Source organism: Streptomyces sp. NPDC051364, assembly GCF_040682115.1.
In the GTDB taxonomy this organism is placed as follows: Bacteria; Actinomycetota; Actinomycetes; order Streptomycetales; family Streptomycetaceae; genus Streptomyces.
Genome location: NZ_JBFBAH010000040.1, coordinates 45,626 through 58,423 on the forward strand (window position 1 = coordinate 45,626; position 12,798 = coordinate 58,423).

9 protein-coding genes are annotated in these 12,798 nt (G+C 67.9%); 6 read left to right on the forward strand and 3 right to left on the reverse strand.

Going from position 1 to position 12,798, the window contains the following annotated elements; translation table 11 throughout:
- Positions 1-40 precede the first annotated feature (40 nt).
- Genes AB0M76_RS39055 through AB0M76_RS39065 form a run of 3 tightly spaced genes read left to right on the forward strand, consistent with a single transcriptional unit; the run spans position 41 to position 3,685 of the window.
- Positions 41-1,216 carry a dsDNA nuclease domain-containing protein gene (locus AB0M76_RS39055; RefSeq protein WP_365957483.1) on the forward strand — a complete coding sequence of 392 codons (1,176 nt, stop codon included), beginning with the start codon at positions 41-43 and terminating at the stop codon, positions 1,214-1,216.
- A gap of 13 nt (positions 1,217-1,229) precedes the next feature.
- Positions 1,230-1,760 (forward strand): hypothetical protein, encoded by a 531-nt coding sequence (locus tag AB0M76_RS39060; RefSeq protein ID WP_365957484.1) that lies wholly within the window; start codon positions 1,230-1,232, stop codon positions 1,758-1,760.
- Positions 1,757-3,685 (forward strand): hypothetical protein, encoded by a 1,929-nt coding sequence (locus tag AB0M76_RS39065; RefSeq protein ID WP_365957485.1) that lies wholly within the window; start codon positions 1,757-1,759, stop codon positions 3,683-3,685. Before AB0M76_RS39060 ends, AB0M76_RS39065 begins: the two co-directional genes overlap by 4 nt.
- A 71-nt stretch (positions 3,686-3,756) precedes the next feature.
- Here the strand turns inward: AB0M76_RS39065 and AB0M76_RS39070 are convergent, their stop codons facing one another.
- Positions 3,757-4,107, reverse strand: coding sequence for a hypothetical protein (locus tag AB0M76_RS39070; RefSeq protein WP_365957486.1), 351 nt, complete (start codon positions 4,105-4,107; stop codon positions 3,757-3,759).
- Between the two features lie 555 nt (positions 4,108-4,662).
- Between AB0M76_RS39070 and AB0M76_RS39075 the strand changes: the two genes are divergently transcribed.
- Together AB0M76_RS39075 and AB0M76_RS39080 are read left to right on the forward strand one after the other, a co-directional pair.
- On the forward strand, positions 4,663-5,811 hold the full coding sequence (locus tag AB0M76_RS39075; RefSeq protein WP_365957487.1) for a hypothetical protein: 1,149 nt from the start codon (positions 4,663-4,665) through the stop codon (positions 5,809-5,811).
- Positions 5,812-6,209: 398 nt separating this feature from the next.
- Positions 6,210-6,794 (forward strand): choice-of-anchor P family protein, encoded by a 585-nt coding sequence (locus AB0M76_RS39080; protein WP_365957489.1) that lies wholly within the window; start codon positions 6,210-6,212, stop codon positions 6,792-6,794.
- Between the two features lie 438 nt (positions 6,795-7,232).
- Here AB0M76_RS39080 and AB0M76_RS39085 read toward each other — a convergent pair whose 3' ends face one another.
- Positions 7,233-7,865, reverse strand: coding sequence for a hypothetical protein (locus tag AB0M76_RS39085; RefSeq protein ID WP_365957490.1), 633 nt, complete (start codon positions 7,863-7,865; stop codon positions 7,233-7,235).
- A gap of 1,269 nt (positions 7,866-9,134) precedes the next feature.
- On the opposite strand from AB0M76_RS39085, the gene AB0M76_RS39090 reads away from it, so the two are divergent.
- Positions 9,135-9,506 carry a profilin gene (locus AB0M76_RS39090; protein ID WP_365957491.1) on the forward strand — a complete coding sequence of 124 codons (372 nt, stop codon included), beginning with the start codon at positions 9,135-9,137 and terminating at the stop codon, positions 9,504-9,506.
- A gap of 574 nt (positions 9,507-10,080) precedes the next feature.
- Here AB0M76_RS39090 and AB0M76_RS39095 read toward each other — a convergent pair.
- On the reverse strand, positions 10,081-12,621 hold the full coding sequence (locus tag AB0M76_RS39095) for a Helicase associated domain protein (protein ID WP_365957492.1): 2,541 nt from the start codon (positions 12,619-12,621) through the stop codon (positions 10,081-10,083).
- Between the last annotated feature and the right edge of the window lie 177 nt (positions 12,622-12,798).

Consider the following 12,798-nt stretch of genomic DNA (forward strand, 5'->3'; position numbering starts at 1 on the left):
CCTACGCTGCGTGCTTGGGGAGTAACGAGATGGGGGGCGGATGGTCGATCCGATTGAAATCGAAGCACCGGATGACACAGGGTCAGACGTGGTGCGACGGTTCGAATATCAGATACACATCTCCGTGCAAGCAGTCCTGGAGATGCTCGCGGGTGGAACGGTCAGCCATGTGACCTGCGAGCACATCGAGGACGTAGTCGTCGCCCGCAGGGGCGACCCCCGGTGCATCAGTGGTGTGTTCTGGGATTTCCAGCAGATCAAAACGAGGGATGCCACCGAGCCTTGGACGCTCACGGACGTGCTCGCCAGTAAGCCACTCAAGAGCCTGTGGCGCACGCACACAACCGTGGCGGGCACCGGCCTGACCTATCAGCTGACCGCTGGCATCGAGGGTCATCTCGACCCAGCCGACGAGGCGGTCCAAGCCCTCTCCAGGGGCCAGGGCGGAGACAATGCGGCGTGCCGCAAGCGGGTCGCGACGCACCTGAAAGTCAAAGAGGACGCACTCACCGGCTTCCTTCCCTTGGTGCGCATCAAGCCGCTGCCACGACGTGGCGACATCGAGCTGCGCAACACGCGAGTCCTGGCGGATCTTGGCCCAGGGCTCACCATGGCGATGATCGACGCCCTCTACAACGAACTGCTCCGGCGTACCCGCGACGCCACCCAAGGTCTTCCCGTAGCCCGGTGGACAGAGCTCCTGGTCCTCGACAACCCGCCCCCGGCCGTGCTGAACAAACGCCTCTCCGCAGCGTCGATTGCCGACGTACGCCAGCGCCTGACCCGTCCCGACCACGTTCTGCTGGAAGACCTCTCCCAGCAACTGAATGGCTCGGAGACCGCGCTCGTTCGCAAGCTCCGGGCGGGCGCGGCCTCCAGGGAGGTCATCGAGGAGGCGCAGATGTTCCGGGCCCACGCTGAGCGCCACCGCTTCAAAGAGCTGGCCCTGGGAGCCTGGCCCGCCGACCAAGCCATCGAGACCGACCTCGATCAGCGTCTGCTCTTGCTGGCCCGCCGCACCGGCCGCTCCCACAAAGGACAGCCCCAGCCTGCGGACGGCATCTTCGACGAGCTGCAGCGCACGCTCGATGCCAGCCCCGGCACGTACGACCGCCATCCCCTCTACGCCCAGGACGGTGTGCTCCTGATGGGCAGGGCATGCGCGATCTCGGATGAGTGCAAGTTCGACTGGGGGAGCGATCGAGATGCTCCCTAGCGTTACCGCGCCCGTGACTGCGGTGCCGGCCACCAGGCCGCCCTCGGTCGATGCCCAAGCCCGCCTGCTGCTCCTCATCGACGTGTTCTCCGAAACCAAGGCGGGCAAGGGCATCGAGGGGCGCATGAAGCTGGCCAAGCTCGACTTCCTGCTGCGCTACCCGGACCGGTTCAACACCCTCATGGCTGTTCGTCGGCCCAACGTCGACGCTGGCGATAACCCGTGGCTGACCGGAACGATCGAGCAGAGCATGATCCGTTACAGGTACGGACCCTGGGACCCCGCCTACTACGCACTGCTCGGCGCCCTCACAGGCAAAGGACTCATCGAGCCCAAACACGAGGACGCCATCGCGACCTACTGCACCACCCAGGCCGGACATGACGTGGCACGTGCCCTCGCTGAAAGCGAGAGTTGGCGCCCGGTGCGCGACCGGGCAGTGCTGTTGCGCCGGTACTTCAACCTGACCGGCCTCACCTTGAAAAACCTGATCTACGAGACGTTCCCCGACATCGTCGAGGCGGACTGGGGGACCCACCTGTGAGACTGCGCATCGAAGAGATCACCCTGGTCGGCACCAGCCGCACGATCCGATTCGAACCCGGCATGAACGCGATCGTCGGTTCCATGAGTGGCGGCAAAACCGCCACCGTCAGCTGCCTCCGAGCCCTGCTGGGCGCCGACGTGAACGTCGTCCCCGAACTTCGAGGACGAACGATCGCGGGCACCGTGCTGGTCGGAGAACGCCGATTCCGCATCGTCCGCCCCCTGGTCACAACCCCGAACGCCATGGTGGAGATCGCCGAGATCGAAGGCCGCCGGGAAGTCTGGCGGCTGCCCGCCAGCCAGCTCCAAGCCGGGTACGACGAGACGTTCCGTGACTGGTGGCGCGACGTACTGAAGCTGCCCCGACTCCGGGTCCCGCGCGCCCCCAACGACGACAGGAGCCCCCTGGTTCCCGTCACCATCAGCGACTACCTCATGTACTGCGTCCTCAGGCAGAAGGAGATCGACTCCTCCGTCTTCGGAACCCCGGACAACTACTCCAAGGACATCAAGCGGAAGTACGTCTTCGAGATCCTCTACGGTCTGTACGACCCCGAGGCAGCCGGCCTACGCGACCGCCTGCGCGAAGTCACCACAGAGCTGGCAGCCCTCACCGCAGATGCGAACACCCTGGAACGGATCCTCCTGAGCACCGCCTTCGCCTCCCGCGCCCAGCTGGAAGTCGAGCGGCAGGAGACCGGGCGGGAGCTCACCCAGGCTCGCCTAGCCGACGTTAGCCTTACCGGCAACATCAACCTGACCGGGCCGACCACCGTCACGCTCCGCGAGCGGATCGCCGAGACGGAAGCAGAGATCGCCCGGATTGCCGGTGCGACCGAGGCCGAAGCCGTCTCCATCACCAACCTCCGTGAACTCCACGGACAACTCATTGCCCAGAGCCGCCGACTCACCCGCGCCCTGGTTGCCGAGCGACTCCTCAACGACTTCGAGTTCCACACCTGCCCCCGCTGCGGAGCCGGTGTACCGGACAGGGGAGACGAGCACACCTGCCGCCTCTGCCTCCAGGCCCCGCCCAACCTGCCCGCGCCGTCCTCCCTGGCCGCGGAACAAGACCGGGTCATCGAGCAGGTCACAGAGACCGAAGAACTCATCGCCCGAAGCACCCACCGCCTTGCTCAGCTCCAGACAGCCCTGGCTACCCAGACCCAGCACCGGACAGACCTTGGTGCCCAACTGGACCGAGCGACTTCCACCTACATCACCGACCAGGCAGACCGCATCCGAAGCGTCGCCGCCCAGCAGGCCCGACTCGAGGAGCACCTCGCCCGCCTGGACGACGGCCTGGCCCTCCACGACCGGCTAGCAGGACAGGCCGAACGGGTTGCCGAACTGGAACGCGAGCAAGAAGACCTCAACAGCAAAATCGACGCCACCCGCCACAGCAACCAGGCAGTCAGTGAACGCCTGCGGAAACTCGATGACGCCTTCGAAGCCGCCCTCCGCAGCTTCCACGCACCCCGCTTCGACAACGAGCCGGGCTCCTACATCAACAAGAAGACGTACATGCCTGTCGTGGACGGCCGCCCCTTCGCTGTCCTGCAATCGCAAGGCGTCGAGGTACTCGTCAACGTCGCCCACGTCCTGGCGCACCAACACGTGGCACTCAACGACCACGACATCCCCTTGCCCAACCTCCTGATCATCGACGGCATCAGCAGCAACGTCGGCCACGAAGGCGTCGACCTCGAACGCCTGCGCAAGATGTACGCCAGCCTCCTGCGCACTGCCACCGAACACGTCGACCGCCTGCAGATCATCGTCACCGACAACGACTCCCCTCCGATCGAGGGCATCCACCGGGCGCTGGAGCTGTCTGACACAGACCGACTCGTCCCTATGCCCCCTGCCGAACCCGGCGATGAGCAGCCTGCAGACCCGCCAGCAGAGGAAGCCGGCGCATGACGACCGCAGCGGGGACAGCGACGGGCCGCACGGAAGACTCCGTGCGGCCCGTCGCCGTCTGCTCCAGAAGGTCAGCGGCTGAGGCGGGTGGCCGGCCCCCAGGCGAACTCGAGGTCGTCCAGCAGGAGCTCCTCCAGCGACGCGTCCCATCGGGCACGGAGGAGGAACGGGGCGCTCTCCATGCGCTCGCAGACGATCAGGCTTTCGGGCTGGCCGGCCAGCATGTACCGGCCGTGCGAGGCGGGCTTACTACCCGGCCCGTACGCGCGCCGCAGCTCCTCCAGGCGCCCCCGGTGCCGGTTGGCGAACGCCTCCGGGCGCTGCACGTACCCGGCCCGCTCGTCCTCGCGCACGGCGCTGAGGGCCACGGTCAGGATCTCCTCCGACGCCTCGGAGCTGAGGAAGTCGCCCGGGTCGGCCAAGGCCCACGTGCACCGCTGCGCCGCCGCCAGGACCTCCGTAGCGTCTAGTGCCGCGGCCGGGGCCGGGGCCGGTTCCTGCGCCGGGGGCTCCGGGGCGGGGGAGGCCGGTTGCCGAAGGTGGGCGAGTAGCTGGGCGTTGGAGGTGGCGCGCCCGCGCTGGGCGGCGGTGGTGTCGGCGATGCGCAGCAGGTCGCCGGCGGCCGTACGGGCACCCTCGTCCTAGCCGGCCTCGAAGCGCGGCTCGGACCCCGTGCGGGGCGCTGCTCTCTGAGATCCAGGTGTGCGCTCCGGCTACCGCCCCGGCCTTCAGCTGCGACACGAGCCATCCCCGGCCCGCGCCTGCGGCCCGGCCAGGCGTGCGGCCGTGAGGGGAGGGCGGCGCAGGGCATGCTGGAGCAGTGTGACCGGCGTGCACGCCTCCGCGCACAGAAGCACGATCACTATCCGTAGCCGCATATGCCGCACGAATTGATCTTCCGGTGGCTACGATCACGCAGCGTGGCGGTCCCAGGTTTTGGGGGCGTTTCCGAGTCTGTGTGAGGGATGTGGTTGTTCGTGACGAAATCATCATTTACTGCTGAGCAGCGCCTGGAGCGTGTGACGGCTTCGCTGTCCGGAAGGCCGCGGGTGCAGGGCAAGGAGAGCCTGGGGGAGCGGCGGCTACGGTTGAACCGCGCCTCGAACCTGCTGGTCGGGGTGTTGCTGCACGCCGCCGCCCGCCAGGACAAGGGCCTGCCCCTGACCGACCTGGAACAGCGCGTCATCAAGGCTGCCACCACGCTCCTGCCGGAGAAGGAACTGCCTGCCTTCGGACAGGCCTACCGCGACGCCTGCGCCCGCGGACCGGTCCCGGTGCTCCCCGAGGCGATCACCAGCCGGCCACTGGAGAACGGCTTCAGCAAGGCCGATCTGAAGGCCGCGCTGCCCGCCCTGGCCAAGGAGATCTGCGCCCAGCCCAACGTTCAGATCATCGACGTCAGCAAGCACAATCTGGCCGACACCGAGACGTTCGACGGCCAGGAGTTCGCCGCGGCGCTGGGCGAGTTCGGGCGGGGCGTCACGATCCTGACCGGTCCGCGCCCGGCCGCCGACACGCAGGGCGTGCTGAACGTGCGACTTCGGATGACGAAGTTCGACTGCATGCGGGAGTCGGGAGAAATCTCCGGGAGTGACGAGATCTTCTGGGCGGTGGGCGCGGGCAGCGACAAGCAGGGCAAGAAGTCGTTCGTGACCAGGGAGTACGGAAACACCGACGTCATCGATGTTCCCGCGGAGTTCGACTACGACTACAACGCCGGTGACACGTATGCGTTCATCGGCCCTGTCGACCAGCACCTGTCGGTCGAGATCCAGTGCTGGGAAGCCGACGACAGTAGCGGCGGCTTCTACAACGACCTGCGCAGCGCCCTCAAGGACTTCGCCGAGTGGGCCGTGGACACGTCCGCCGACATGACCGAGGCCGGTGACGACGAGACGAAGAAGGGCGCCGGCTGGGCGGCCCTGCTCGGCATCGCAGCCGGCCTGATCAACGCCATCCTGGGATGGGCCACCAACGACGACGACCTGGTGTGTGAGAGGACCATCGGCTTCGACCGCGCCGCCCTCTACGCGCTCCGCAACCTGCCCGACGGGGGCGGCTACTGGAACTTCGACGGCGGCGGCGTCGGCCACCACCGGCTTTACATGGCCACCAACAAGTTCTGAGCCGCAAGAGACCGCACCCGGCGGCACAGGGCTCAGCCCCTGCGCCGCCGCACCTTGAGCAACTCACCGGTGCCGCCCGGCACCATCCGGCAGTCCGCGCACGCGTACTGGTCCCGCCAGGGTGCAAATCTGGGCCCGTCTGGTCCGTGCTGACGCTCCACCCTCGCGGCCGCGGCGGGGCCGCCGCCGGCCCGTGGGAAACGGTGCCGGCAAGTCTCGTGGCGCCGGGCGAGGTGATCCTGCCCTCCGGGCGACGGGGGCGGCCGTGTCGGCGAGTGGGCGTGACGTATGCGGGCCAAGATCGTTCGCTGGGCGTGAACCATCATGCAGCGTGCTGCGGCGAGACGGGAGCAACCATGTTCCACAGGGCACTTCGGTGCGGGGTGACAGCGGCGGCGGTGCTGGCTGTGGGGCTGGCTGGTGTGACGCCGGCACAGGCCGCAGCCGGTGAGGGGTCCGCGTACGGGCTGAAGGCAGACGGGCCGTTGCTCACCATTGCTCCCCTGGCCATGTCCCAGACCGGGGGACCCGAAACCAACAGTCTCATCAGTCCTGCTCTGCCCGCCGGCATCGCGGTCGGTACCTTGGAGACCAGCGCACGCCACGACCCGGGCACCGGGGGTGTGGCCAGCCAGGCCACTGCGTCCGACGTAATGATCACCAACGACGGCCTGGGCGGTCAGGGCGCCAGCGTGGGAATCGAGGCCGCCCGAGCGCAGTGCTCCTCCACGCAGGAGGGCATCAGCGGCTCGACAACCTTGAGCGGCCTGCAGCTGCCTGGGGGGCAGTCCATTCCTGCCGACGCCGTCAACTACAGCTTCGACGTCGGGCGGGGCCGGATGACGGTCAACGAGCAGATCCACAACCCCGACGGCGGTCTGACCGTCAACGCGGCCCATCTGACGATCCCCGGCCTTACAGCGGAACTCGACCTCGACATCGTGATCGCCTCAGCGACCTGCGGCCCGGCCACAACCCCCTGACGGACAGCCACCCACACCCGACCCGTACCGCAAGAGTGCACCCCCGTGCCGGCACCGCACCTGCGCGAAAGCTACTCACGCTTCATCCCTGAGGGCCTAGCCGAAGACCAGGGCCCGGACACGCCTGTTGTCAGCTGACGAAAAGGGGCACTCCGGGCTGGGTGGCTTTGTTCACGAGTGTCGACAGCGGTTGTTCATCGGCTCGGGAGGCACCCCGATCGCGTCGCGGTCGATGTTCACGAAAACGGGAGGCACCGGCGTCCAACTCTGGTTCCGGGGCGGCCAGGGGACGAATTGCCCCGGGTGAACCAACCTCGGGCAGACGAAAGGTGGCTGGGGCTCAGGCCAGGCACCCTTCCCCTGGGCTGTTCCTGAGGTGGTGCGGACGGCGCTCCCACTGAACGGGGGTGGTGGTCGGTCAGTGGGAGCGCCGGGTTGTCAGGCGGTGTGTCCCTCGGCGGCGATCTGTGCTTCGATCTCGGCGCTGTCGGTGCCGGCGGCCCTGTCGCCGTAGCCGCGGTGGACGACCATGAGCTGGTCTTGTGTGCCGTTCTTGTCGCGGTAGGCGATGACGGCAGGGCCGGCGGCGCTGGAGTGGGCGGGGAACCGCTGGTCGGGGGACCAGGTGCTGCCGTTGTAGGTGGTCCACCACAGCTGCTGGTCGGCGTTGCCGTAGCCGCGGTGGACGCAGTACAGCTGGTTGTCGAACACGGCCAGGCCCGGGCCCTCCAGGCTGGAGTGGGCGGGGAGCTTGGTGTCGGCGGACCAGCTGCTTCCGTTGAAGGTGGTGTGCCACAGGGCCACGTCGCTTCCGGCGCCGCGGTGGACCAGGTGCAGCTTGTTGCCGTAGACGGCCAGTGCGGGGTTGGAGGAAGTGGCGTGGGCGGGCAGCGGGGTGTCCGCCGACCAGCGGGTGCCGTCGAAGGTGGTGTGCCACAGGTAGTTGTCGGTGGCGCCCTTGTGGACGCAGTGCAGCTTGTTGCCGTAGACGGCCAGCGCGGGCCCGTGCGAACTCGGGCGGGGAGCTTGGTGTCGGCGGACCAGCTGGTGCCGTCGAACGTGGTGTGCCACAGCTGGGGGTCGCCGTTGGCGCCCCGGTGGACACAGTGCAGCTTGCCGTTGAAGACCGCCAGCGCGGGCCCGGCGTCACTCTTATGGGCCGGCAGCGTCTTGTCCTCGGACCAGCCCTTGTCCGGGTCGAACGAGGTCCACCACAGGTTCTTGTCACTCCCGCCCCAGCCTCGGTGCACCAGGATCAGCTTCCCGTTCAACACCGCCAGCGCCGGGTTCGAGGCGGTGGCGTGGGCCGGAAACCGGGTGTCCTCGTTCCAGCCCTGACCGGGCTTGAACACCGTCCACCACAGGTTGAAGTCTTCGTCGGGGCCAAGCCGTACCGGGATGAGCATCGTCGGCGAGATCCACGGCGACACCAGCTTGCAGCCGTAGCCGGCGGCCACCGCCTGGACCCAGACCTTCTGCGCCATGGCCGCCAGGGTGACCAGCGTCGAAAGCGGCTCCTTGAGCACCTCGCTGAGGATGTCCGCAATCAGGTCCTTGATCTCCAGGTAGGCGTCCACCGCCTGCTGGTTGAGGTGAACCTCGAACCCCCACCACTTCGCCTTGAACTCAACTGTGGCGCCCAGCGCCTCCAACTCTTTGCGCGCCCGATCCGCCCGCTCCACCACCTCCGCAGGCGGCGAGTCGTAGAGCGCGCTCTCCTGCGGTGCGTTCTCCTGGACTTCGGCAGACTCGTTCGTGGTCATGATCTCCTCCCTCATCGGCGCGTGCAGCACCGGCCCCCCCGGCTCCAGACCAAAGGTCCCCACACGCCAGCCCCACGATGCCGACATCAGCGAAGCGGCACGCGGTAACGGGACGAATACGCCACGCACTCGGGCGATCTTGGCGGAAAGGCGCCTGGACGGGTCTTTCGAGCGTAATCGACCGCGCCTCGCTATCCCGAAGAATGTGGAGGCCGTTGACCTAGAAGCCAGCGATCTGTGGTTCTGTAAGTGGGAGCGGGCAACGTTTGTCGACGGTCTTGGGCAGCACTTAGCCATCACAGAGCCCGGAAATGTCGATGAGAACCAGCAACGCTTGAGCGTGTGTGGGCTCTTTCCGATGCCGTGATGGTGGCCGGCCTTCGGTCCGCGCCAAGGCAGTGCGCTCTCGGCTTCGCCTGCGGGCCCCTCCACCTCGACCCGGTCACGCGATCGGCGAATGCGACACCTATCGTCCTTTCGGCCCAAGTCTCGGTCAGGCCGGTAGGTACTCCGCATCTCTTCCCACCACGCCTCGTTACCAGCACAGACGCTGATCACTTCCTGAGGGAGCACCCACATGTGGCAGGCGCACGTAGACACCCTTCTCGACACCAAGGGAATGGACCAGGCCGCGATCATCGGCAGTGACGGCGCCACCTGGGCAAAGTCCAACGGCTTCTCCATTTCCCCGGCGGAGAGCGAGACGCTGGGCAGGCTGTTCGTAAATCCGGCGGACGCAACGTCAAACGGTGTCACGGTAGGGGGTAACAAGTACTCCGTTCGCGAGGCCGACGATAGCTTCATCATGGGCCGGAAGGGCCCTGGAGGCATGCTCGCGGTGAAGACCCGCACGGCCGTGGTCGTGGCGGTCTACGGCGAGGGCCAGTACGTCAATGCGCGCAAGGCCACGGAGCAAGTGGCTGAATACATGATGGAAAACAATTACTGATGATCCATCTGCCACCGCTACCGGACGTGGCTGACAGCGACCGGTAGGGGTCGGCGGACCGCAGCGTACAGATCGACCTTGAACTTCTGTGGCACCCTCGCCCCTCATCGCACAGAGCACTCCGATGCTCCCACCGCAAGACACCGGGCGTTGTCAGAACGCAGAGACATCGCCCTTCGGGGAAACCAAGCGTTCTCCTCTCTGAGCGACAAGTGGTGTCAGCTCCCAAGCACAAGACCAGATCTGGGAGGAGCGCCGAGCGCCGGCCGAGCCCTCATCCCGCGAGAGAGGCCCCGCTGCCGTCGAAACTCGGGTTCTGGCACACATTCCGTGAACGATCTTGACTCGGACTCCATCAGCCTCACGTGACATCGAATCCGCGCAGCTCACGTGGTGCGTACCGCCCTGCTGGCGGAGAGCCAGCAAGATCGTTCACGGAATGTGTGCCAGAACCGAAACTCGTGAACATTCCGGCGTGGATCCGGCGGCCGTGTGCCTCCCAAACCGATGTCGAAGTGCGGTCCGTTCTCGTGGACAGAGCCAGGCTGGGCGATCCCGCCCAGCCCAGAGTGCGTTAGGCCCAACGCATCCCGACCTTGGACAGCTGCTCAACACGCTCCGGCGTCAGCGTGGCGGCCCGGCGGCGCTGGTTGTCGACCCACGTCCCGAGCTTCAGCGGGACGTCCCGCTGCGCCTGGCCCTCGCCGCCGTCCTCGCCGAGGGTGATGGTCTCGACGTGCTTGCGGGGCACCGTCAGGTGGCCCTCGCGCGCGAAGTACTGGGCGGCGGCGGCGTAGTGCATTGCCCACTTGTCTGCCTGGCTGGTGCGCGGCTTCGGCTTCTCGTCTTCGCTGGCGGGTTCGATGCCGAGGACTTGTTCGCACATCCACTGCTGCACCGCGGTGAGCTGGTCCCACCCGTGCCGGACTGAGGTGACCCACCGGCCGAGGTCCTCGCCCTGGCGCACGACCTCGCCCGCCTTGGTCGGCAGCGTCTCGCCGGTGTCCAGGTGCTGCCGGACGAGGTGGAAGCAGCGCTGCCACGTCACCGGCCACGCCGGGCACCACGAGGGGTCGATCTCCTCCAGCTGCTCGCGCCGCTCCCGCGTCATCGCGCCAGCCGACGACTCCACCGGCAGCCCCTCGGCCCGCCGCTGCTCGATCTCCTGCGCCTTCCGCGCGGCGGCCCGCGCGTTCTTCAGCCAGATCCCCACCGCTGCGCCCTGGTAGGCGGCGTCCAGCGGCGCCAGGAGGTGTCCGTGCTCGGCAGCCCACCCGCGCGCGGCCGACAGCCCCTCCGCCCAGGCGACGTCGAAGTGGGACCAGACCATGCCGAGCTTCTCCAGCTGGGCGACGCGTTCCTCGTCCATGTCGCCGCGGTTGTAGAAGCGGCGGGCGTCGGCGGTCCACTGCCCGAGCGGGAAGTTCGCCAGCGAGGCCGGCCACCCGGACGCCTCCGCGTCCTCGGCGGCGGCCGGGACGCGGAACGTGAACGGGACGCGCAAGTCACCGTGCTTGCGGGCGTAGATGACGGCGGCCTCTACCCCGCGCCGCCAGTGCTCGTGCTCTGGGTTCAGGACGCGCAGGTTGATGAACGCGGCGAGCGCGGCCGGGTCGCGGGGCGTGGAGAACTTCAGCAGGGCCTTGGCGGGGGCGCTGACGCCTCCGGAGCCGCTGCCGGTCCCGTTGCCGCTCTTGCCGCTGCCGTCATCGCTGACGGGCTTGTAGCGGCTTGGCGCCTGCTGTTCCGCGAGGGTTTCCACGATCCGTGCGTCGTGTGCCCGCAACGCTTCGAGGAGCTTGGCGAGGCCGCCGTACGCACGGCTGGTGAGCATGTTGTCCGCCGTCTCGCCCGGCCCGAGCAGGATCGGCACCACGAGGGAGGCCACCTTGCCCTCGCCGGGTTGCATCCGCAGGGCCCGGCCCACGGCCTGGACGAGGTCGGGCATGGAGCCGCGGACATCCGCCCAGTACACGGAGTCGCAGTTCTTCGTGTCGACGCCCTCACCGAGGACCTTCACCGAGCCCAGGTAGCCCTTCTCCACCACGGTGCCGTCCGTGGCGATCCCCTCCGCGAACTCGGCGAGAACGCGCCGGCGATGGAGCGGCTTGTGCTCGCCACACAGCCAGTCCGCCCACACCGCGGCCGGGTACAGCTCGCGGTCACTGGCGTGCAGCTGCGTGGCGACATCGGGAAGGCCGGCCGCGAACGCCTCGGCCTCCTTCACCACGTGGTGGAAGACCAGCGTCCTGCGGAAGCCCTCCTCCGCCGACGCCTTCACCAGCGCGGTCTGCAGAGCGGCGAGCCGCGCCCCGCGGACCTCGGCCGAACGGCCCTCCGCGCCCAGGAGCTGCGCGGCCTGGAGCTGGGTGTCGGTGACATCCACGCACACGACCTGGTAGGGGGCACAGATGCCCCGGTCGATCGCCTCCGAAAGCGACAGGGTGAAGCACCTGCTGCCGAAGGGCCCGTCCGGGTCGTCATCCATGCTCGCGACCAGCTCGCCGGGCGAGCCGGCCTCGTCCTCGTCCCCGAGCTGCCACATCCGGGGCGTGGCCGTCATGTACAGCCGGCGCAGAGCCGGGATGCGGGTGTTGTCGTGGATGACCGCCCACGGCTTCCCGATCCGGCCCGACGTCCGGTGCGCTTCGTCCACGACGATCAGGTCCCAGGCCGAAAGGCCGGCGTTGTGCGCCTTCTCCAGCGTGCCCAGCCCGAGGGAGGCGTACGTGGCGTACACGGTGACCTTGTCCAGGCCCCGCGTCCACTCCACCAGCTCGTCCACGTCCGTGGTGTTGGGGAAGGACACCTCCTCGCCCCGCAGCGAGGACACTCCGATCATTGGGCCCCGGCGGCCTCCCTCGCGCCACGCGGCCTCGGTCTGGGCGAGCAGGTCCAGCGAGGGCACGAGCACCAGGACACGGCCCGCGTAGAGCGCCTCCGCGCTGCGGACCGCCACGCGGGTCTTGCCGGACCCCGTCGCCATGATCACCTGCGTTCGAAGCCCTCGTTCGGGCACAAGTGATCTTGCAGGCAATTCGAGGGCACTCAGGACCGCGTCAATGGCTTCTCGCTGGGCGGTCTCGCGATGATCGGTGCGGTTTGTGGTCAACATATCCACTTGCCTCCTCCTGGGTGCCATCCGGTCGATTCCGGCGGTGAAGAACGGGAAACCCGCACGTAGACAAGGTGCGAGGTGCGACGCCGCGGGTGATTGTCACTGGGTTGCTGCGGTAGTTGTCATCGCGGGTGGGTCGTCGTTTGTGCTGGTCAGGGGTGGGCCTGCTCCTGG